The sequence below is a fragment of the Acinetobacter sp. WC-141 genome (genome assembly GCF_000313935.1).
Classification (GTDB): Bacteria; Pseudomonadota; Gammaproteobacteria; order Pseudomonadales; family Moraxellaceae; genus Acinetobacter.
The window spans coordinates 21,508-42,511 of sequence record NZ_AMSS01000084.1; the positions used below are offsets into that span (position 1 = coordinate 21,508).

Annotated in this window: 20 protein-coding genes and 1 pseudogene; 8 read left to right on the top strand and 13 right to left on the bottom strand. The window is 38.6% G+C overall.

The genetic code is table 11. The features are described 5' to 3' along the window. Positions 1–65 precede the first annotated feature (65 nt). Positions 66–1,421 carry a tRNA uridine-5-carboxymethylaminomethyl(34) synthesis GTPase MnmE gene (gene mnmE, locus ACINWC141_RS15875; RefSeq protein WP_009392881.1) on the top strand — a complete coding sequence of 452 codons (1,356 nt, stop codon included), beginning with the start codon at positions 66–68 and terminating at the stop codon, positions 1,419–1,421. Between the two features lie 48 nt (positions 1,422–1,469). On the opposite strand, the gene ACINWC141_RS15880 is transcribed toward mnmE, so the two are convergent. Continuing rightward, positions 1,470–1,733, bottom strand: a complete 264-nt coding sequence (locus ACINWC141_RS15880; RefSeq protein ID WP_009392876.1) for a metal/formaldehyde-sensitive transcriptional repressor — start codon at positions 1,731–1,733, stop codon at positions 1,470–1,472. Between the two features lie 42 nt (positions 1,734–1,775). Between ACINWC141_RS15880 and dmeF the strand changes: the two genes are divergently transcribed. After that, entirely contained in the window at positions 1,776–2,747 is a 972-nt protein-coding gene (gene dmeF / locus ACINWC141_RS15885) for a CDF family Co(II)/Ni(II) efflux transporter DmeF (protein WP_009392878.1), read from the top strand. 95 nt (positions 2,748–2,842) lie between these two features. Next, positions 2,843–3,541 carry a DsbC family protein gene (locus tag ACINWC141_RS15890; RefSeq protein WP_009392886.1) on the top strand — a complete coding sequence of 233 codons (699 nt, stop codon included), beginning with the start codon at positions 2,843–2,845 and terminating at the stop codon, positions 3,539–3,541. 52 nt (positions 3,542–3,593) lie between these two features. Here ACINWC141_RS15890 and ACINWC141_RS15895 read toward each other — a convergent pair whose 3' ends face one another. The 8 genes from ACINWC141_RS15895 to ACINWC141_RS15930 all read right to left on the bottom strand — a co-directional run bounded on the left by ACINWC141_RS15895 (position 3,594) and on the right by ACINWC141_RS15930 (position 11,093). Continuing rightward, entirely contained in the window at positions 3,594–3,845 is a 252-nt protein-coding gene (locus ACINWC141_RS15895; protein WP_002115476.1) for a GlsB/YeaQ/YmgE family stress response membrane protein, read from the bottom strand. Positions 3,846–4,017: 172 nt separating this feature from the next. Beyond that, positions 4,018–4,545 carry a hypoxanthine phosphoribosyltransferase gene (gene hpt, locus ACINWC141_RS15900; protein WP_002115408.1) on the bottom strand — a complete coding sequence of 176 codons (528 nt, stop codon included), beginning with the start codon at positions 4,543–4,545 and terminating at the stop codon, positions 4,018–4,020. Positions 4,546–4,759: 214 nt separating this feature from the next. Beyond that, positions 4,760–6,085, bottom strand: coding sequence for a guanine deaminase (gene guaD / locus ACINWC141_RS15905; protein WP_009392873.1), 1,326 nt, complete (start codon positions 6,083–6,085; stop codon positions 4,760–4,762). 56 nt (positions 6,086–6,141) lie between these two features. Continuing rightward, on the bottom strand, positions 6,142–7,197 hold the full coding sequence (locus tag ACINWC141_RS15910; RefSeq protein WP_009392837.1) for a Rieske 2Fe-2S domain-containing protein: 1,056 nt from the start codon (positions 7,195–7,197) through the stop codon (positions 6,142–6,144). Between the two features lie 290 nt (positions 7,198–7,487). Beyond that, complete coding sequence (locus tag ACINWC141_RS15915) at positions 7,488–8,648, bottom strand: glutathionylspermidine synthase family protein (RefSeq protein WP_009392888.1); 1,161 nt, start codon at positions 8,646–8,648, stop codon at positions 7,488–7,490. A gap of 21 nt (positions 8,649–8,669) precedes the next feature. Continuing rightward, a complete protein-coding gene (locus tag ACINWC141_RS15920; protein WP_009392864.1) occupies positions 8,670–9,035 on the bottom strand; it encodes a hypothetical protein in 366 nt (121 codons plus the stop codon). A gap of 188 nt (positions 9,036–9,223) precedes the next feature. Then, positions 9,224–10,180, bottom strand: coding sequence for a TerC family protein (locus tag ACINWC141_RS15925; RefSeq protein WP_009392840.1), 957 nt, complete (start codon positions 10,178–10,180; stop codon positions 9,224–9,226). Positions 10,181–10,496: 316 nt separating this feature from the next. After that, entirely contained in the window at positions 10,497–11,093 is a 597-nt protein-coding gene (locus ACINWC141_RS15930) for an undecaprenyl-diphosphatase (protein WP_009392889.1), read from the bottom strand. Between the two features lie 135 nt (positions 11,094–11,228). Between ACINWC141_RS15930 and ACINWC141_RS15935 the strand changes: the two genes are divergently transcribed. Then, positions 11,229–12,479: a low temperature requirement protein A gene (locus ACINWC141_RS15935; RefSeq protein WP_034678937.1), complete on the top strand. Its 1,251-nt coding sequence runs from the start codon at positions 11,229–11,231 to the stop codon at positions 12,477–12,479. A 67-nt stretch (positions 12,480–12,546) separates the two neighbouring features. Here ACINWC141_RS15935 and mpl read toward each other — a convergent pair whose 3' ends face one another. Next, complete coding sequence (gene mpl / locus ACINWC141_RS15940; protein ID WP_009392838.1) at positions 12,547–13,920, bottom strand: UDP-N-acetylmuramate:L-alanyl-gamma-D-glutamyl-meso-diaminopimelate ligase; 1,374 nt, start codon at positions 13,918–13,920, stop codon at positions 12,547–12,549. 241 nt (positions 13,921–14,161) lie between these two features. On the opposite strand from mpl, the gene ACINWC141_RS15945 reads away from it, so the two are divergent. The 4 genes from ACINWC141_RS15945 to ACINWC141_RS15960 all read left to right on the top strand — a co-directional run bounded on the left by ACINWC141_RS15945 (position 14,162) and on the right by ACINWC141_RS15960 (position 18,423). Continuing rightward, positions 14,162–14,524 (top strand): DMT family protein, encoded by a 363-nt coding sequence (locus ACINWC141_RS15945; RefSeq protein WP_081400192.1) that lies wholly within the window; start codon positions 14,162–14,164, stop codon positions 14,522–14,524. Positions 14,525–14,804: 280 nt separating this feature from the next. Further along, positions 14,805–15,320 (top strand): 5-(carboxyamino)imidazole ribonucleotide mutase, encoded by a 516-nt coding sequence (purE, locus tag ACINWC141_RS15950; RefSeq protein ID WP_009392869.1) that lies wholly within the window; start codon positions 14,805–14,807, stop codon positions 15,318–15,320. 9 nt (positions 15,321–15,329) lie between these two features. Continuing rightward, the gene (locus tag ACINWC141_RS15955) at positions 15,330–16,451 is read left to right on the top strand and encodes a 5-(carboxyamino)imidazole ribonucleotide synthase (protein ID WP_009392867.1); all 1,122 of its coding nucleotides are present in this window, start codon (positions 15,330–15,332) and stop codon (positions 16,449–16,451) included. 679 nt (positions 16,452–17,130) lie between these two features. Then, entirely contained in the window at positions 17,131–18,423 is a 1,293-nt protein-coding gene (locus tag ACINWC141_RS15960) for a lytic murein transglycosylase (protein WP_009392841.1), read from the top strand. Between the two features lie 63 nt (positions 18,424–18,486). On the opposite strand, the gene ACINWC141_RS15965 is transcribed toward ACINWC141_RS15960, so the two are convergent. The 3 genes and pseudogenes from ACINWC141_RS15965 to ACINWC141_RS15975 all read right to left on the bottom strand — a co-directional run bounded on the left by ACINWC141_RS15965 (position 18,487) and on the right by ACINWC141_RS15975 (position 20,969). Continuing rightward, complete coding sequence (locus ACINWC141_RS15965; protein ID WP_014207668.1) at positions 18,487–18,861, bottom strand: hypothetical protein; 375 nt, start codon at positions 18,859–18,861, stop codon at positions 18,487–18,489. Between the two features lie 99 nt (positions 18,862–18,960). Then, positions 18,961–19,970: pseudogene (locus tag ACINWC141_RS15970) on the bottom strand (M57 family metalloprotease). A 93-nt stretch (positions 19,971–20,063) separates the two neighbouring features. After that, positions 20,064–20,969, bottom strand: coding sequence for a matrixin family metalloprotease (locus tag ACINWC141_RS15975; protein ID WP_034678940.1), 906 nt, complete (start codon positions 20,967–20,969; stop codon positions 20,064–20,066). Positions 20,970–21,004 lie beyond the last annotated feature (35 nt).

The following is a 21,004-nucleotide window of genomic DNA, read 5'->3' on the forward strand; positions in this document are numbered from 1 at the left end:
CGCTTAAGATGGTAATCTTAGGCGGATTTTTCTTTGGCTGGATTTTAGGTTTTTAGGTGAATAATATGCAAAGTCAAACCACGATTGCCGCAATTGCAACGCCACCTGGGCGTGGTGGTGTGGGCGTGATTCGCCTATCTGGACCTAAGGCTTATGAAATTGCTCAAAACCTGACACAAAAAAACTTGCCAGAAGCGCGTATGGCGGGTTTCCGTAAATTTTATGATGCTGATGGCAGCATTATGGATGAAGGGATTGTTCTATGCTTTCCCAATCCTCACTCGTTTACAGGTGAAGATGTTGTAGAGCTACAAGGTCACGGCGGTCCAGTCATCCAAAATGCTTTGCTTGGACGTTTATTTGAGCTTGGCGCAATCGCTGCAAAAGCTGGCGAATTTTCCATGCGTGCTTTTGAAAATGGCAAGATGGACTTGGTGCAAGCGGAAGCGATTGCCGACTTGATTGATGCGACTTCGCAAGCTGCGGCACGCTCTGCAGTTCGTTCTTTGCAAGGCGCTTTTTCAACAAAAATTAATACCGTTTTAGAAAAACTGATTCATTTACGCTTGCATGTCGAAGCAGCAATTGATTTTCCTGAAGAAGAAATCGATTTCTTGGCAGATGGCAAAATTTTAGCTTTACTTGAAGATGTTCAGCAGTCGGTACATGCCGTTCAAACCTCTGCACGACAAGGTCAATTACTCCGTGAAGGTCTACAAGTCGTTATTGCAGGCAAACCAAATGCGGGTAAGTCGAGCTTGTTAAATGCACTTGCTGGTGTTGAGCGTGCAATTGTGACCGATATTGCTGGTACAACTCGTGATGTTTTACATGAAAAAATTAGTTTAAATGGTCTACCAATCACCTTAACAGATACTGCGGGTCTTCGTGAAACAGGTGACATCGTTGAAAAAGAAGGGATTCGTCGTGCAATCAAAGAAATTGAACAAGCTGATTTGTTATTGCTGGTTTATGATTTAAATCAAGGTGATGACCCGTTAAAACTTGCTCAAGAATATTTTGCTGAACACATTGAACCACGTCGTTTAATGTTAATTGGTAATAAATGCGATTTAACTGGACAATTAGCTGAAATAAGCGATTTTCAAGGGTTCCGTCATATAACCGTTTCTGCAAAACAAGAGATGGGCGTACAAGGCCTCGTAGACGCGATTACAGCGCATGCAGGCTTCCACCCTGAGGAAGACACCTTTATTGCAAGAACACGTCATTTAGACGCAATGAAGCGCACGCAGCTCTATCTTTCAGAAGCACGCGAGCAACTTGTTGTGTTCAACGCAGGTGAACTGGTTGCTGAGTCACTACGTCTTGCTCAAAATGCTTTAGGGGAAATTACCGGTGACTTTAGTGCCGATGACCTATTAGGCAAGATTTTTGGTTCATTCTGTATTGGAAAATAATTACAAAATTCTGAATGATGCACATGGCTGTGTCATTCAGTCACCTCGTTAACCATATCTTTTTAGAACCTTTAAAAACTCATCTAGCTCATTTTGATCAACTTGTGCGTCTTTGAGCACGTGGTGATGTAAATGCTGTTCCATTAATTCACTCATCAAACCGTTTATTGCCCCTTTAATTGCAGCAACTTGTTGTAGTATTTCTATACATGAAATATCTGGCTGTTCAACAGCATGCTCAATGCTGTTGATTTGTCCTTTTAGTCGTTTTACACGATTAACTATTTTTTTATCCTGACCAATGTGACTCATCTGTGTTCTCTTGTATAATTCAATATACTGGTAGGGAGTATATTGGGTTTAAATATTATGCAGGATCATAGTGTATCACGTCATCATCAACATCAGTTTGATGAAGGAAATCCACTTGCACAAAAACGTATTTTGATTGCAACGATTTTAACGGCATCAATGATGGCGTTAGAAATATTCGGTGGATGGTTTTTCAATTCAATGGCGCTTCTGGCTGATGGTTGGCATATGAGTTCCCATATGTTGGCTCTCGGTTTAGCCTATTTTGCCTATCGCGCGGCTCGTCATTATTCCAAAGATCGTCGGTTTAGTTTCGGAACGTGGAAAATCGAGATTTTAGCGGGTTATAGCAGTGCAATTTTGTTGATGGTTGTCGCCATTTTTATGGCGTTTCAGTCGATACAACGTTTATTTAATCCAGTTGAAATTTTTTATAATGAAGCGATTCCGATTGCAATTTTAGGTTTGGTCATTAACTTGATTTGCGCATGGTTACTTCACGATGATGGACACCATCACCATCACCATCACCATCATGATCATGGGCATCACCATCACGATTTAAACCAAAAAGCTGCTTTTTTACATGTAGTTGCAGATGCAGTAACTTCTGTTTTTGCAATTATTGCGCTTTTCGCAGGTAAATATTTCGGATGGGATTTTTTAGATGCACTTTTAGGAATTTTAGGTGCTATTTTGGTTGCAAAATGGTCTCTTGGATTAATGAAAGAGACAGGAAAAACTCTTCTTGATGCAGAAATGGATCATCCGGTAGTTGAAGAGATCCGTGAAGTCATTGCTGAGTTTCCTAAACATATTGAAATTACGGATATTCATGTTTGGAAGGTCGCGAAAGGTAAGTTTTCTTGTATTTTGGCGCTCGAAACTGATGATATTTCTTTAACCGCAGATCAGATTCGTCATGCTTTATCCATTCATGATGAAATTGTGCATATTTCAGTAGAAATTAATACTCTAAAACCAGCTTATGTTCCACGTGAAACATTGGCATAAAAGAGTGGCAGTTTGGTTATAACTCGGTAATCAGTTCTGTTTTAAAAAGCTGAACTGATTAAAATGAGCTCCTCTCCTACCTATGAGTTGGTTTTATGCTTAAAAAATTAGGAATATTGACACTATTAAGCTTAACGGCGAGTTTAAGTTTCGCTAATGTGGATACGATTAGGGAAAATTTTAAAAAACAATATCCTAATTTGAAAATTAGTAATATTCAGAAAACCGAAATGTCTGGGATATATAGTGCTAATCTGGATCAACAAATCATCTATGTTGGCGAAGATGGTCAGCATATGCTTGTTGGCTCTATGATTCGGTTAAAAGATCAGAAGAACTTAACCAAAGATTTGGTGTTAGGACAAAACTCAATTGATTGGAAACAGCTGCCTTTAAAAGATGCCATTAAAACAGTCAAAGGTAATGGACAGCATGTTTTAGCCGTTTTTTCTGATCCAAACTGTCCTTATTGCAAGCAACTCGAACCTGAACTCGACAAGCTTAATGACGTGACTATTTACACGTTCATCTATCCTTTAAAACCTCAGTCTATTGTTGTTTCTAGACAAGTTTGGTGTGCACCAAATCAATCTTACTCATGGAAAAAATTGATTCAGCAAGGTGTTAAACCAATAGCTGCGAGCTGCGCAAACCCAATTGACCGTAATTTGGAATTAGGAAAAAAACTTGGCTTTAACGGCACCCCTACCCTAATTTTTGCAAATGGTTTTAAACTGGTTGGCGCACGCTCTGCTGAAGAAATTCAGGCCGTATGGAAAGAGTTAGGTCTTTAAAATAAATTAAAAAAGCACCATAAGGTGCTTTTTTTTATAAATGAATTAAAGTTTAGCTTTTTCGTGCAATCAAGTTGTAGATAAAAAGAATAACGATGGCACCAATCACGGATGCGATAAAGCCTGCAGCTGAATTTTCGCCATAAAGTCCAAGTAAACGACCGCCATAAGTGGCTAAAAGTGAACCTGCAATACCAATTAAGGTAGTTACGATGAAACCTGCTTTATCATCCCCTGGATGCAAAGCGCGAGCGATTAAGCCAGCAAAGAAACCAACTACAATAGCGACAATAAGTGACCACATATTTGTTCTCCAGTTGTTTTTTTGATGAAGTTAATGATTTTGCTTCATATTCTATCGTGCGGTAGAGCTGTCTATTTTGTCTGTAGCAGATTGCGACTTTTTGTGTCTTTTTTGTTCAAAGCTAAGGCTTTATATAAAAAAATAGCACCTTGCGGTGCTATTTTTAAGAAATTTATAAACCAATTTCACCAATAAAAGGTAAGTGGCGATATTTTTGGTCGTAGTCTAAGCCATAGCCCACAATGAATCTGTCTTCTACTTCAAAACCTAAAAATTTCACTTCGAGATCAATTTCACGGCGAGACGGTTTACTCACTAATGTGCAGAGTTGAATCGAGTTTGGTTCACGAGTTTGCAACATTTCAACGACTTTGCTTAAGGTATTGCCTGAGTCGATAATGTCTTCAACAACCAATACATCTTTACCGCGAATTTCACCGTCAAGATCTTTTAAGATTTTAACATCTCGACTTGAAGTCGTACCGCCGCCGTAGCTAGACACTGTCATGAAGTCGAGTTCATGCGGTTTGGTAATTGTACGGCACAAGTCTGCCATGAAAATAACAGAACCACGAAGTAGTCCAATAAGGACTAATTCTTTATCACTATTTGCATAGTGAGCGTTAATTTGCTCCCCGAGCTCTTTGACTTTTGCTTGAATTTCTTCGGTTGAAATCATGATGCTCATTGCAACAGTCATGGCAGATTCCTACAAGATATAAAAGAAAAAATAAAAAAGGTGTTGACCTGCAACACCTCGAAAATCTGAGTTAATGGTAAAATTTTAAAGCAAAATGACGTTTCATGCACCTTTTGATGGCTGTGAAATTTTATCATTTTGCGGATTATGTCGATCACGCTTTAACGCAAGAGCACATATTCCAAATAATAACAAAAACTTAACCACCCGATTTTTATTGGGCTGTTTCTTTTTGATAAGCACGTTTTCCATAAATATAAGTCGCCTCAATATTACGGTCATCACCTAAAGTGAATAAAGCAAACAGCGAATCTTCAACAGATTTAGATTTAGACTGGCGCAGTTGCTGTAATGCGGTTGGCTTAAGATTCAATACAACAAAATCTGCTTCTTTGCCGACGTTGAAGTTGCCTAACTGATCCTGCAAATCGAGTGCTTTTGCTCCGCCTAGGGTTGCATGATAAAGCGCTTCATAAGCTGAGAGTTTATCACCTTGTAACTGCTGAACCTTATAAGCCTCGTTAACAGTTTGCAGTAAGCTAAACGATGTGCCAGCCCCAATATCTGTCCCTAAGCCTACTTTCACTTGTTTTTCCCAAGTTTTTTTCAATGGAAATAAACCACTGCCTAAGAACAGGTTTGAAGTTGGGCAAAATGCGATAGCCGATTGTGTATCATGCATACATTGCCATTCTTGATCTTCTAAGTGAACGCAATGCGCAAACACAGAACGCTTACCAGTCAGGCCATAATGTTGATAAACATCTAAATAGCCTGCTTGTTCCGGGAATAAAGATTTCACCCAAGCAATTTCATCTTTGTTTTCACTTAAATGCGTATGGACATAAACATCCGGAAATTCTTGTTTTAACTGCCCTGCTCTTTCTAACTGTTCAGGTGTAGACGTTGGTGCAAAACGTGGAGTAATCGCATAGAGAGCACGGCCCTTACCATGCCATTTCTCAATCAGTGCTTTGGTGTCGCTGTAAGCCGTTTCTGGCGTGTCACAAAGCGCTTCGGGGGCATTGCGGTCCATGAGTACCTTCCCTGCAATCAAACGCATCTGAACGCGTTCTGCGGCTTCAAATAAGGCATCAACAGACTCGGGGTGAACTGTACAGAAAACCAGTGCTGTGGTTGTACCGTGTTTCAGTAGTTCTTGAACAAAGAACTGGGCAATTTCACTTGCATATGCTTTGTCCTGAAACTGGATTTCAGTTGGGAATGTATAAGTATTGAGCCAGCTTAAAAGTTGTTCGCCGTATGCTCCAACCATTTCTGTTTGCGGGAAGTGAATATGGGTATCAATAAAGCCAGGTACAATCAATTGTTCTGGATAATGTTGAACCTCAACTCCAGCCGGTAGATGCTGCTGAGCGTCTTCCCATGCTCCAAACCATTTGATTTTTCCATGTTCACTAATCAATACACCATCTTCCAAATAACGTATTTGATTTGGAATATCAGTTGGCTCAGAGACAGTTTGTTGAATATCTAAAAAACGACCACGCACAACGGTGGTATTTGCGATCAATGACATGGAAAGCCTATATATTTTCACTTTTTTCGATTGATTGTACCCCAGTTAGCCAAGATTTAAACGGTATAACGTTTACTTAGTCCCCATTCAGCCAAAATCCGTCGATAAGTCGTTGATGAGCGGTCTGCTTCAAAATGTGCTTCCATCATTAGATCAAGCGGTAGTTCTTCTGGCTTTTGTGATTCGACCATGTCTTGGTCTTCGGCAAAAATTTGCGCATTAAATTCATATACTTTTTCTAAATCACCTGTTTGGTCAAAGTTACGTGTGAGTGGAACAAATAAACGGGTTTTATTACTTGAGATAGGACAACAGGCATTTAAAATTTTTAAGATCCCACCTTCTGGAAAATCGACAGTAAGCACGGCAGAAAATGGCGGATAAACCTCAAAAGTACGCTTCCACAAAAAGCCTTCTGGTTCGAGATATTTTAGTTCATGTGGATAGTTACTGACATTGCTGATATAGACCGTTTTTAAGCCATAGTTGGTACGTTCAGTGTGATATTTAGGGACAACGGGATTATCGCGACTGGCAAAGGCGTTGTGATGCACCCATGCAAAATGAGCGACATCGATAAATCCTTCGAGTTGACGACCACTAGAGCCGCCAATATCTACAAAAGGCGGTAAAATTGATTGATGCTCTGCATGGTCCCAAGTATCTAATACAGGAATATTGGCTTTAGCAATATCACGACCATGAATACTGGTCCAAATGAGGCCGTATCTTTGCACAACTGGAAATTTGGTCAGAGAAAAACGATCAGAAATTTTGGTTAACTCGGGTTGAGCTGGTATTTGGGTACATTTCCCTTCAGTGTTATAGCGTAGACCATGATAAGGACACACAATCTCCTCACCATCGACCCAACCTTTGGTTAAAGGAACACCGCGATGAGGACAAATGTCTCGGACCAGATGAATTTCACCACTTTGTGTTTTATATAACGCCATATTGACGTCTAGTAGCGTGACTCGTTGAGGCGCATTAGAGACATCTTGAATACGTGCAACCGGATACCAATGACTTGATAAAATTTCCCAATCTTTTGCATCAAAACTGCTGTTACATGGCATGGCAAGTGGCGTTAAAGTTGGAATAGCATTCATAGCATCACTCCTTAAAAAATCAGGGCTCTCGCGAGCCCTTAAAATCTAGGCTTTTTTCTTTTTAGGAGATGCAAAGAGCTTGCCAATATCACTTTTTAATTTTGAAGATAAGAATAAAGTTTTTAAAATTCATAAGATTAAATTATTATATTTTTGAATTTTTGTTCTAATTTAGCTTTAAAAATAAATATTCATTATTTGTTATATATCTAAAATGCACTGTTTGATTGCGAACCAAGCATAATAAAAAAGCACTTTAAAAGTGCTTTTTTATAAATCTCTATGCGTTTTTACTCGACAAAATAATGTGCTGCAAAGTGAGCATCATTACCAATAATGTCATAGCAATCTTCACGAATAGACATGCCGGCGCATTGATGTCCAACCATCCATAAACCGAGTGTAGGCAGTTGTCCTGAAAATAATGGGGTATCTACCCATTTCTGTACGACATAACCATATTTGTCATAGTCATCAAAATAAAAGCTACCAGAAGCTGAGCCTTGGTCATGACCATCTTGTAAAATTCGAATATTGGCCCCTTCCCTTGCCAAAATCGGCTTTTTCACCCATTTGCCAGACAAAACTTGTTGCTGGTCATAGGTATGGGTTTCAACTAATAAGGGATGATTTGGATATCGCTTCCAAAGCTCAACCAAAATCGCTTTATTTGAAAGTAACATTTTCCAGCAAGGTTCAATCCACTGTGTTTGTGGATGGATATATTGAGAAAATGCTTCTTCCCAGATCCATTCCCATGGGTAGAGCTTAAATATGTTTTGAATGGGGCGATTATGAAGATCGACAAAATCTTGGCCATTCCAGCCTATGTTTTCCATAGAAAGCTCGGAAACTTGTAGATGAGCTTGATAAGCCGTATCCATCAAGTACTCGAGATTTCCCCAGTCTTCCCTTCCAGCCTCCTGACAAGCAGCAAAATGCACATGGCTACCACGCGGTAAAATTGTTTTCCAGCGTTTAATCAGGTCTTCATGAATGCTATTGAATTGATCTCGGTTTGCAATACCTGAGACCTGTTCTATCCACAGCCACTGCGCGACAGAGGCTTCGAGTAAGCCAGTCGGCGTGTCGGCGTTATATTCCAGCATTTTGATATTTCGCCCATCGTAAGCGAAATCAAAGCGGCCATACAGCATCGGAGCATTTTGTTTCCATGAGTGTTCAATATGGCTTATGGCTGCTTCAGGAATTTGAAAATAAGCTGGATAGTCCCCGCGTTGAATGAGTTCTCCTACTACTGCTAAACACATCTGATGCAGTTCATTTGCTGCATCCTCAAGTTGTTCAATCTGTTTAAGGGTAAACTCATAAGCAACTCCTTCAGACCAGTAAATTGAGCCATCAAGAGAAGGTAAATTAAAATAATCAAAACCAATATTTTGATGTTCCACTTGCCAATCTGGGCGCGGAGTAAATATTTTTCTTTTCATATTAAGTGAATGCCTAAAGACTTAGCCGCCAAAAGAAAAACCGCTACGACCAAAACCACCACGAATTGGGGATGAAGAAGAAGCGCTTTTCGCCGTACTTGAAATAATGGGGCGGCCTACACTCAAATTGCTATAAGGGTGTAATGTATTCCCGCGAAAAGAAACTTCCCGATTATTTCGATAATACGCAGGACCTAAATAGCGACCACCAACATAGCTAGAACCATGTCCACTGGAGCTATTTTCTTGTTTACATGTTTCATTATTCCAGTCGCGAGCACAGTCATATTGGTTGTTATATACGTCTTGTACTAAAGGACCATCATTATGGCTACATGCCGTGAGTAATAACGGGACAACGACAAGATTAATTTTTTTAGAACGCATGGGACTCCACACATTTTAATAAGTATGTTCGGCATAAAATACCGAATAGCTGTTATCTATTATGTTTCTGATTAGGAAAGATAAATTTTAAGTTGGTATATGATATTAATCTGTTTTTTTAAAGTACAGTCTATTTTGAAGATTTAGATAATAAGGCATCTCACGTGTAGATGCCTTGTTGTGATGAATTAAGACTGCAATTGCTTTTTGTTGTGTCGTAAAGAGAGGTAAGCAGTGATTGCTAACACTATGACGATAAAGCTTAATGAGATCCAGATTGGCATGTGGAATACATCAAGCAACAACATTTTTGCACCAATGAACAATAAAATGATGCCTAAGCCGTATGGCAAGTAATGCAATTTAGTCGCAGCGCCAGCGAGTAAAAAGAACATTGCACGTAAACCTAAAATTGCCATTAAGTTCGCCGTTAAAACAATAAACGGGTCGCTAGTTACCGCGAAAATAGCAGGAATAGAATCTACTGCGAAAATCACGTCTGAAGCTTCAACCAAAATCAAAACTAGAAATAACGGCGTTGCCCACAATAAACCGTTTTGACGTACAAAAAATTTGTCACCTTCAAGCTGTGGTGTAATACGCATATGGTTACGTAACCATTTTAAAATTTTGATGTCTTCGATATTGGTTTCTTCTTCTTGACCTTTTAAGAACTTGAAACCTGTATATACCAAGAACGCACCGAAAATATAAAGCACCCAAGAGAACTCTTGAACGAACCATGCACCAATAAAAATAAAGAGGGTACGCAGTACGATTGCACCTAATACGCCGTAGAGCAAAATTTTACGTTGTAATGCAGCTGGAATAGCAAACGCTGCGAAAATCATTAACCAGACGAAAACGTTGTCAATTGCGAGGGACTTTTCGAGTAAGTAACCCGCAAAGTATTCCATGGTTTTTTGGTTTGCTAAGGTCACCCCAACTGTTTGTTGTAGGTAAAGCCATAAACCACCACCAAATAAGGCTGCGACGCTTACCCACGCCACACTCCAGTAAGCAGCTTGCTTAATTGAGACATCCTGACCTTGCTTTTGCTTAAAGCCTAAAAAGTCAATCAGGAGCATCACAATGACTATGCCAAAGAATGCTATGTACAGCCATAAATTGCCGATTGTTTCCATAAATCCTCCATACATCCGGCAATTGGGCATAAAAAAACCTCGACCAGTTGCCAGATGAATTAAACATCTGTATCAACATGATCAAGGTCTTGCCTACATCATGAATTTCACGATGCTCAGATACCGACTTTTTAATAAAAGTGTATTGACGATACCTGACACATAACATTGCTGTTATGTTTGGAGGAGGCTACTCCCCTTGTCAAACTAAATTCTGTATTGGATAAAACATATCCAAGTTCACATAGAATGGCAGATTTTTTTGTATTACGCAACTGAACTGTATGTCGGGGTTTGAATGCAAAAAGATCTAGAGCTATTTAATCAATCCGCGATCTAAAAGCGGTTTGCAGATAATCTGGTAAAGGTGAATACAGAATGCGGTCAAACTTGTGCCGTAAGCATTCCAGAAGTAATAACCTGCTGTATTGACTAGTAGTGCGACAATAAAAGCCCCTAACATGTCTAAAGGGAAATGCACACCTAAATAAATACGTGACCACGCCACTATAAATGACAAAAATAGCAGAATAATTCCAATCATTTTGCGCTGAGCAAACAAATAAGACAGGGCAATGGTGCTGAAAATTAGCATATGATTACTTGGAAAAGATGCTGTGGGTGCATGTTCAATAAAAGTCGTACCCACACCCATTACAAACGGTCTTGCGTGATGGTAAAACAGAGAAATAACGTAACCGACTAAAAGTGATACGCAGGTTAAAAAGACAGATTTAATGACCCTATTTTTTAAATCTTGATCGCCATAAAACCATAAAAATGTAAGGATGAATAAGAGAATGTAGAGGAGATCATTAGCAAAAAAGATAGCAAGACGAATGATAAATTGACTCGCATCCTGAGCCCCATTAATCACATGGAATAAGCTAAGGTTGAGTGTTTCTAAAGACATTCATATTCCAAACAAGAACAAAAACGTGAGCTATGATAAAGAATTAAGCCTATTGTCTTGATAAAGAATTGTCACAAAAATGAAATATAGTTCGCTGATGGATAAAGATTAAACAACAGGTCTAGATAATTTTTAATGCGTGATCTGAGTGTTGAGATTAAAGTGTTAACGTGTCGGCACTTTATACGAGAACGTTATTTCATGACTACTCAAGAAAAACAGAAAAAATTAAGTTTGAGGCCCCTATCTCCAAGAGATCCAAAACAATCCCATAGAGCAGCGACTCCCCTCGAATTATTGTTTGATTTAATTTTTGTAGTCGCAATTGCAACAGCTGGTCAGCAGTTACACCACGCGATTATTGAAAATCACCTCTGGCATGCACTGCCAAGCTACCTGATGGTATTTTTTGCGCTATGGTGGGCCTGGATGAATTTTTCATGGTTTGCTTCGGCTTACGATAACGATGATGCTTTGTATCGCTGCCTTACCTTTGTGCAGATTGTAGGTTCATTGGTCATGGCTGCGGGTATTCCTGATGTGTTTCACAGTCAGGATTTTGATGTAATCATTATCGGTTATGTGATCATGCGCATGGCTTTGGTGACTCAGTGGCTCAGAGCAGCAAAACATGATCCTGAAAGGCGAGTTACGGCTTATCGCTATGCAATAGGTATAGTCTTAGTACAAATTGGCTGGCTTGTGGCTAACTTTGCTCATGTACTTTCAATACCTCTATTTTTATTTCTGGTTGTCGTGGAATTATTTGTTCCAATCTATGCAGAAAAATATTCTCCAACGCCGTGGCATCCTCATCATATTGTAGAACGTTATGCCCTACTCACAATTATTGTGTTGGGTGAGTCGATTGTCGGTAGTTTTAATGCCATACGTGATGCTTTAGCCGCTCAGTCAATGAATATCCCTGCCATTTTCTTAATGGTCGGCGGATTGATGTTGATGTTCGCAATGTGGTGGGCTTATTTTGACCGTAGCGAACAGCACCATCATGTTAAAGGTGTGCGCCCATTTGTTTGGGGATACGGTCATTATTTTGTTTTTGTCAGTATTGCTGCGGTGGGTGCAGCGCTTGCTGCCGCTGTAGATATCACAACCCATCATGCGCATATATCTGATTTATATATGGGAATAGTCGTTGCGGTGAGTGTGGTGCTCTATACCACCTGTATTTGGATACTTTACGAGTTCCAATGTTTATCTGGAATCACGAAATGGTTTTACCCGATTACCGCACTCATTATTTTATGTATTCCGTTTATTTGTAATAACGTGGGATATAGCGTTTTTGCGATGGGCATTGTCTATAGTTTACGTTTAATGGTTTCTAATCAATTTATGGCCAATATAGAGCCAGAAAAGCGTTAAAAGTCACTGATATAAAAATGGGTTTCAATTTGAAACCCGTTTTTTATTGAATCATCTAAAGCGGAAGTTAAGCAGCTTTTGCCTTTAATGCGCTCATAAGTTTTTGATGTAAGCCACCAAAACCACCGTTAGACATAATCACAACAGCATCGCCCTCACCTGCTTCATTAACAATACGCTCAATAATTTCATCAAGTGAACGGCTCACTTGAGCATGGTTAGAAGCAGCTTCAATCACAGGCTGTAAATCCCAATCTAAGCCTTCTGGCTGATACCAGATCACTTCGTCTGCTAAGCGTGCTGAATGTGCTAAGCCATCTTTGTGACTACCCATACGCATGGTGTTTGAACGTGGTTCAATAATGGCCCATAAACGGCGTTCACCTAAGCGTTTGCGTGCGCCATCTAAAGTGGTGTCAATTGCTGTTGGATGGTGAGCGAAGTCATCATAAACCTCAATACCATTGACTGTGCCGAGTAACTCCATACGGCGTTTTACACCGCCAAAGTTAGATAAAGCTTCACAAGCCGTTTCAAGTGCAACGCCCACATGTTGAGCGGCTGCAATGGTTGCCAAAGCATTAGCTACGCTATGTTGCCCTGTCATGCTCCATTTCACTTCGCCAACGGCATTACCATTTTCGAGTACTTTAAAATGGCTGCCATCAATTGAAATGAGTTCAGCAGATAAAGCAGCTTTTTCATTCGCTTCTAAACTTGTACGAATCACTGGTGTCCAGCAACCCATTTCCAACACTTCATCAATATGCGTTTCAGTAATTGGCGCAATAATACGGCCTTCACTTGGAATGGTACGCACAAGATGATGGAACTGCTTTTGAATCGCTGCTAGGTCATCAAAAATATCGGCATGGTCAAATTCAAGGTTATTTAAAATCGCCGTTTTGGGGTGATAGTGAACAAACTTAGAACGTTTATCAAAGAAAGCAGAGTCATATTCATCGGCTTCAACGCAGAAGTATTTGCCACCACCTAAACGAGCACTTTCACTAAAACCAAGTGGAACACCACCGATTAAAAAGCCCGGATTTAAACCAGCTTGATCAAGCACCCAAGCCAACATGGTGGTAGTTGTTGTTTTTCCGTGAGTACCTGCTACACCAAGTACATGTTTACCTTGTAAAACATGATCGGCAAGGAACTGTGGACCAGAAATATATGGCAGACCTTCATTGAGCATGTATTCGACGGCATCAATACCACGTTTCATGGCATTGCCGACAATAACCAAGTCCGGATGAGGCTGTAAATGACTACGGTCATAGCCTTGCATGAGTGTAATGCCTGCATTTTCTAACTGGGTAGACATCGGTGGGTAAACGTTTAAATCGGAACCGGTTACCTTATGTCCTAAATCACGAGCCAAAAGTGCTAAAGAGCCCATAAAAGTGCCACAAATACCCAAGATATGCAGATGCATTGCTCGCCTTCTCCACTGCTTTTGTACACACCATTAATATGAATTGCTGTGTGTGCATTATTGATAAATTTGCCAGCAACGATAGCAAGGCTAAACTCGAAAAGATAGTCAAAAATCGTTGTTGTTCTATGTGTTTGAGGCCCTAACAAAAGCACATCTTTATTTTTTCGATTTAAGCTGAATTACAGTTTTATCTTTTATAATATTTTTGATCCATATTAATTCTTAAATCATCGTGATGATGAAGGATGTGTCTTTGAGCCCAACGGTTTTAGCTTTTGCTCTCTTAATTATCTCCAATTGCTTTATGACGCTCGCATGGTACGGGCATCTCAAATTTTTGCACCATGCTCCCATTTGGCAAGCAATCCTATTCGGTTGGATTATTGCCTTACTTGAATACAGTTTTATGATTCCCGCTACTCGTATATTGAGTGCACAAGGTTGGTTGCTCGGTGAAATGAAGATCACTCAGGAAGTGGTCACACTAGTTGTGTTTGTACCATTTATGATTTTCTTGTTTAAACAGCCATTTAAACTCGATTATTTATGGGCGATGTTATGTCTATTTGGTTGTGTTTATTTCGTATTTAGAAGCCAATAATCTGTAAGAGCTTGTAGATAATCAATTATTCAATGCAAGCTCTTACTCTTCCAAATCCCTGATGATCTTGCAGAATGTTTAAATAATATTAATAAAATTTGAGAATGTGTCACTTTTACAGCATGGCAATTTTTTATGAGAATAAAAATATTCACAGAGCTGGTCAGTTAAATTTTCGTGAGATGAAAAATCAGTCTATAATAATGGGCTTCCGAACCATTTAAAACTTGGCTCTCGTCGAGATTTATCTTCTTTTACTTTTGTCTCTGGAACATTAGCAATGAATGCGGCCGCAGCACAAGACGCTCAACCTCTCGTTGGAATTATTATGGGTTCTCAATCTGATTGGGCAACTCTCGAAAACACAGCCAATATGCTTAAACAGCTTGGTGTCCCATTTGAAGCGGAAGTGGTATCTGCTCATCGTACTCCAGATCGTTTATTTGAATATGCAGAAACTGCACGTGATCGCGGTATTCAAGTGATTATTGCCGGTGCAGGCGGTGCAGCGCATTTACCTGGAATGTGTGCCGCAAAAACTGATTTACCTGTTTTAGGTGTGCCAGTTAAATCATCAATTTTAAATGGTGTAGATTCTTTGCTTTCAATCGTACAAATGCCAGCTGGTATCGCCGTTGGTACTTTAGCAATTGGTCCAGCTGGTGCGACGAATGCAGCAATTATGGCGGCACAAATCTTAGGTTTAACTCGTCCTGAAATCGCAAAAAATGTTGCTGATTTCCGTGTTGCGCAAACTGATAAAGTGGCAAGCAAAAATATTCCGGGTCAGGTGTAAGAGGCTGAGATGGATAAAACTATCGGTATTTTTGGTGGTGGACAACTGGGCCGTATGATGGCTCAAGCAGCGTTACCATTAAATATTCAATGTACTTTTTTTGAAGCAAATACAGATTGTCCAGCAGGTGTTTTAGGCCAGGTCTTTTCTAGCCAAAATGAGCAAGGCTTAAAGCAGTTTATTGAAAGTGCTGATGTTTTCAGTCTTGAATTTGAAAATACACCAGTTGAAGACGTTGATATTTTGACACAAACCAAAGCATTGCACCCGCCCCGTGTTGCTTTAGCAACTGCGCAAAATCGTTTGTCAGAAAAAGCATTGTTTGATGAGCTGACAATTCCTGTTGCGCCGTATCGTGCTGTAGATAGCTTAGAAAGCTTGAAAAAGGCTGTTGCTGAGCTTGGTTTGCCGATTGTACTTAAGACTGCAACTGGCGGATATGATGGCAAAGGTCAGTTTGTACTTCGTTCAGAAGACCAAATTGATACAGCTTGGGCAGAGCTTGGTCCTGCAAAAAGCTTAGTGGCTGAAAGCTTTGTGAAATTTTCTCGCGAAGTTTCGATTATTGCAGTACGTGGCCAAAATGGTGAAGTGAAGACTTGGCCATTAGCTGAAAACCATCATCACAATGGTATTTTATCGCATTCAATTGTTCCTGCACCGAATAGTGAAGCTTTACAACCAATTGCTCAAGACTACATTACGCGTTTGTTGAATCATCTTAACTATGTTGGTGTGCTGACTCTCGAGCTATTTGTGACAGAACAAGGCTTGTGTGCAAATGAGATGGCACCACGTGTGCATAACTCCGGCCACTGGTCAATTGAAGGCGCGGTTTGTTCTCAGTTTGAAAACCATATTCGAGCTGTTGCAGGCTTACCATTAGGCTCAACAGAAGTTGTTCGCCCAACGGTTATGATCAATATTATTGGTCAACATCCTAAAACTGAGGATGTACTTGCCTTAAATGGGGCTCATCTGCATCTTTATAACAAGTCAGAACGTGCTGGCCGTAAATTAGGCCATATCACTTTAATGCCTGTGGATAGTAATGAATTGACGAATTTATGCCGTCAATTGGCAGAAATTTTGCCAGAACCACTTGCTTTAACAGCAGATATGACCCTCTAAAAGTATTTTTACTTCTCTAAAAAGCGATCTTCGGATCGCTTTTTTTATCTTTTAAATTTAAAAAATAATAGAACATACATATTTTAGGGTTGTGGATAACTTTAATTGGAACTTTTGAATTTAAAAAAGCTACTGTAATTTGAATTTAAAACCCTAAATGGCTGTCTTGGCTGCTTTTGAATTTAAAAATAGTTATCCACAAAAGAGTTTTTAACTTTAAATGAGAAAGGTAGGTGGGTTTTTAAATTCAAAAATAGAAGTCTATTGGTATGGGGTTTGAATTTAAAAATTTTGGCTGATCTTTAAATTTAAAAAAATACGGTTTTTGTGGTGATTGGCTACAGCCTGTAATAAATAATAAGGTGATATAGAATTAAGGAATAAAGGTGTTTTGGCCGTATTGTGGATAAAGTTATCCACAATAAAGAGAGGTTTGTAGTTTAAATTTAAAGAAGTACTTTTGAATTTAAACTTGAGTATCGGTTTTGAATTCAAAAACAATAATTTTGATCTAGAGAATTTTAAATTCAAAAATAAAGTAGAAAATTTGAATTTAAAACATGGGAAATGAATTTAAAGTAGAGATTATGAATTCAAATTTACGTTTTCTCTCTGAAATTTTGGACTCATAATGGTATGGTACTTACAAATTTAAATTTAAAAATTGAACTAGGATAATATGCGACGTTTTTCTTGTATTGTTGGCTCTGTATTTTTGGCGATGACTCAGGCTCAAGCAGAGCTCGTAATTAATGGTTCTACAATATCTAGTAGTGCTACTGTTCCTGTAGTGACGAGCGAAGATTATACGCCTAATAATAATTTCCAAAGCTGTTTGGCAAATTTACGTTCTCAAGCCATTGCTGCTGGAGTATCGGGTACAACTTATGATCGTTATATTCAAAACTTGACCCCAGATTATTCAGTTATTGATAAATTAAATTACCAACCAGAATTTTCGACGCCTATTTGGGATTATCTTTCTGGTCTAGTTGATGAAGAGCGTGTTGAGCTTGGAAAACAAAAACTGGCGCAACATCGAGATGTTTTAAACCGGGCTTCTCAAACCTACGGTGTGCCGCCGGAAACAATTGTAGCAGTGTGGGGTGTTGAAAGTAATTTTGGTGATATTTCTGGAAAATATCCTTTATTACAAGCACTCGGGACTTTAAGTTGTGAAGGGCGTCGACAAAATTATTTCCGCACTGAGTTTTTTGCCACTATGCGTATTTTACAGCGTGGTGACTTAACCGAAGATCAGCTGAAAGGTTCATGGGCTGGGGCATTTGGTCATACTCAATTTATGCCATCTACCTATGAACGTTTAGCTGTTGATTTTGATGGTGATGGCCGTCGAGATTTAGTGTCGAGTACAGCTGATGCACTGGCTTCAACGGCTAATTTCTTAAATAAAGCAGGTTGGCAAACAGGAATGCCGTGGGGTTTTGAAGTAAAAGTGCCTCAAGGTATGTCAATTGATGGAGAAGGGCGACGTTCAAAGAAAGCTTTAAGTAGCTGGAGTGCACGAGGGGTGACCCGAATTGATGGTTCTCCACTTGTTCAAGGGGCTTTATCTGGCAATACTTCAGCGGGTTTAATGGCACCTGCAGGTGTAAATGGTCCAGTATTTTTAGTATTTAAGAATTTTGATGCTATTTACAGCTATAACGCTGCGGAAAGTTATGGGCTTGCGATTGCACATTTATCTGATCGTTTAAAAGGTGCTGGTCCATTTGTTGCGTCTTGGCCCACTGATGACCCGGGAACTTCACGTGCAGAACGTCGTGAAATCCAACAGTTTTTGATTAACCGTGGCTATGATATTGGTGCAGTTGACGGTCTTATTGGAGATAAAACCCGCGTAGCTATTCGTCAAGAGCAAACTCGTTTAGGTTTAAATCCAACGGGACGGGCAGGGCAACAAATTTTACGTGCATTCCGTCAAGAACAAGCGCAAAAAATGATGCAATAAATTGAAAATAATAAAAAAGGTCTGCTTATGCAGACCTTTTTTATAGGCACTTATATACGATTACTACTCTAATTTAACCGCTTCCAAAATATCAAAAATAACCGAAGTAACATCTTGGCTTAGGTCGCGGTCATTAAAGATTTCATATGCAGTAATAGTGACATCGGTATCACTTGGTAACTGCTTTTGTTCTTCTTCAATTAAATGTTCGATTGGTAACAGAGTTTGTTTTACTTCAAGATGGAGAATATCTTTATATTCGATATTTTCATCCTCAAGCTCGATTTCATGCTCATTGAAAAAGGGAATTAGAATAGAATGAAGATACGGTTTAATTTCAATAATATCAAACAGTTCAATATCTCGTGTCTGTTCAATTGTGCTGATATGATCATTTACTTCAATCAGGATATGATAATAACTCATCTTGATCTCCATTCTATTTTCGTTAGCTCTTATGACCACAATAACATGACTTTGATACCAATTTCGATGTATCTATCCAGAAATAGATACATCATTTAATCAAGCCTTTAATTATTGAGGTAAAGCACTTAATAGATCACGATCAGCATCCGTAAGTCCAGTGATTTTTTTATCACCATCTTTACGTACTGAGTACATTAATGCATTTGGTTGATCACTATGTTTTAAGCCAAGCGCATGACCTAACTCATGAGCAATCGTTAAGCGTAAATCATCAATAGACTTAAACTCATAAATCACAATTTGTTTGCCGTTATAGATACCTTTCTTAAAGACATCCGCTTGAGCATTTTGCTTAAATTGGTTTAATGAATTATTAAACTCATTATTAATCTGATTAAAATGAGTCACTTTTACATTTAAGTCTTTAGCTTGCTGATTATATGCAGCAATTTCTTTCTTTAAAGCAACAGTTTGTTTTTGCAAATCTTTCTGAGTTTTAGCCAGAGATTTAGCATTATATTCAGGTGCTAATTTGCCTTGGTTAAGTTGCATCATTTGCTGGTCAAGATTTTTCAATTTGCCATTCAAAATCTGCTTCTTATTTTCAAGCTCAGACTGAGTTTGACCAAGGGTTTGCTTCAATTGCTTAATTTGTTGCTGTTCATCAATTACACGTTGCTGTTCTTGTTGGAACTGTGCCGCGATTTTTTGACGCTGTTCAGAACGACTTTGGCTATTATCGTAAACTAAACGAATTTCTAACTTTGCATTTGGATCATAAGTAAAATAATCCTGACCAGTACCTTGCTTCCAAATGTCCGCAGCTTGTTGACTAATCTCAATTAATTGATCTTGGCTTAAACCAAAACGTGGATCAACTTCAGCAATTTTATAAGTCAAATGTTGACCTGCTTTTTGCTGGATTTGAGTATGAGCTGGGGTAGCAAGATTAGCATTAGCCTGAAAATTAGAAAAAGCGAAGGCTACGCCTAATAACAAAGATGTTAAACGCATAATCGAAGGGGGAGATTTGAAAAAAAACGTATTATAAGAATATAAAATGAAAAATCAATCAAAAAACGTACAATTTGGGCAAATAAATGAGACTTTAGTCTCATTATTTTTTACCAAATGCCAAATTGTTTTTTAGAAAAAATTTAATATATTTAGTTTTATTTAGTTTTTTTAATCATTTAACTTTAATGATTTTCTTAATTAGACCTGTAAATTGAACCTAATAAATCTAAATCAGAATCTGTTAATTTAAAATTATGAATGTCTTGCTCTTTTAAGTAGGGGTACATTAAGGATTTAGGATCAGTAGTATGTTTTAGGCCTAAAGCATGGCCAAGTTCGTGAGCAAGGGTCAAACGTAAATCATTTAATGAGGCGTAACCATAAATCTGAATTTGGTTTTGGCTAAATAAGCCTTTATGGAAGGGTTGAATATTGGTTTTTTGCTCTAGTTTAAATTGTGTTTTTAAAGCGGCTAAATCACTTTGCTCTTGATTTAATTCCTTGATTTTTATATTAAGTGTTTGGATTTTAAAATTTAAATCGTTTGTTTCACTTTTTATATATTCCGATTTTTGCTCTAGTTGTTTTTGCCGTTCTTTTAAATTATCGGCATGAGCGTACTGATGTTCTCTTTGATTAAAGCGTATTACGTCTTGTTGATATTGTTCAAACTCAACTTTTAGACTGACCTTTTTCTTGTTTAAATCACTTGATAGTTGAGCAACTTGCTGTTTGTTTACAACAATTTCTTCATTTTTAATGCGCCATGCTTCCTGCTTTTGCAAAATTGCATCCAAATTGTTTTGTTGTTCATCTTTAATCATTTGATGGTCATCATAAATTAAGTTAATTGACAGTTGAGCCTGTGAATCGTAAATAAAATAGGTTTTCCCAGTCTCTTTTTGCCAGATTTCAGCCGCTTGTTGGCTTACCTCAATAAATTGTTCTTTGGTGATTTGAAACCGCGGGTCAATAAAGGCAATTCGATATTTTAAAGGTTGTTGAGATGAGCTGATTGAAAGGTTGCTTTGAGCAAACAGTATTGTTTGTAAGCCCATGCATAAGCATAAGCACAATCCCCACCATAGAAATTTTTTCATGGCAAAATAAAAAATATAAATAAATCTTATTGTTA

Bases quoted from the DNA above. Each gene is read 5' to 3' on its own strand.
- ACINWC141_RS15975 (WP_034678940.1), bottom strand. From the start codon at position 20,969: ATGAAAAAATTTCTATGGTGGGGATTGTGCTTATGCTTATGCATGGGC.
- ACINWC141_RS15945 (WP_081400192.1), top strand. From the start codon at position 14,162: ATGAAGGATGTGTCTTTGAGCCCAACGGTTTTAGCTTTTGCTCTCTTA.
- ACINWC141_RS15890 (WP_009392886.1), top strand. From the start codon at position 2,843: ATGCTTAAAAAATTAGGAATATTGACACTATTAAGCTTAACGGCGAGT.
- mnmE (WP_009392881.1), top strand. From the start codon at position 66: ATGCAAAGTCAAACCACGATTGCCGCAATTGCAACGCCACCTGGGCGT.
- ACINWC141_RS15925 (WP_009392840.1), bottom strand. From the start codon at position 10,180: ATGGAAACAATCGGCAATTTATGGCTGTACATAGCATTCTTTGGCATA.
- mpl (WP_009392838.1), bottom strand. From the start codon at position 13,920: ATGCATCTGCATATCTTGGGTATTTGTGGCACTTTTATGGGCTCTTTA.
- ACINWC141_RS15955 (WP_009392867.1), top strand. From the start codon at position 15,330: ATGGATAAAACTATCGGTATTTTTGGTGGTGGACAACTGGGCCGTATG.
- hpt (WP_002115408.1), bottom strand. From the start codon at position 4,545: ATGACTGTTGCAATGAGCATCATGATTTCAACCGAAGAAATTCAAGCA.
- ACINWC141_RS15920 (WP_009392864.1), bottom strand. From the start codon at position 9,035: ATGCGTTCTAAAAAAATTAATCTTGTCGTTGTCCCGTTATTACTCACG.
- ACINWC141_RS15960 (WP_009392841.1), top strand. From the start codon at position 17,131: ATGCGACGTTTTTCTTGTATTGTTGGCTCTGTATTTTTGGCGATGACT.
- ACINWC141_RS15895 (WP_002115476.1), bottom strand. From the start codon at position 3,845: ATGTGGTCACTTATTGTCGCTATTGTAGTTGGTTTCTTTGCTGGCTTA.
- ACINWC141_RS15965 (WP_014207668.1), bottom strand. From the start codon at position 18,861: ATGGAGATCAAGATGAGTTATTATCATATCCTGATTGAAGTAAATGAT.
- ACINWC141_RS15915 (WP_009392888.1), bottom strand. From the start codon at position 8,648: ATGAAAAGAAAAATATTTACTCCGCGCCCAGATTGGCAAGTGGAACAT.
- guaD (WP_009392873.1), bottom strand. From the start codon at position 6,085: ATGTCATTGATCGCAAATACCACCGTTGTGCGTGGTCGTTTTTTAGAT.
- purE (WP_009392869.1), top strand. From the start codon at position 14,805: ATGAATGCGGCCGCAGCACAAGACGCTCAACCTCTCGTTGGAATTATT.
- ACINWC141_RS15935 (WP_034678937.1), top strand. From the start codon at position 11,229: ATGCGTGATCTGAGTGTTGAGATTAAAGTGTTAACGTGTCGGCACTTT.
- ACINWC141_RS15910 (WP_009392837.1), bottom strand. From the start codon at position 7,197: ATGAATGCTATTCCAACTTTAACGCCACTTGCCATGCCATGTAACAGC.
- ACINWC141_RS15930 (WP_009392889.1), bottom strand. From the start codon at position 11,093: ATGTCTTTAGAAACACTCAACCTTAGCTTATTCCATGTGATTAATGGG.
- ACINWC141_RS15880 (WP_009392876.1), bottom strand. From the start codon at position 1,733: ATGAGTCACATTGGTCAGGATAAAAAAATAGTTAATCGTGTAAAACGA.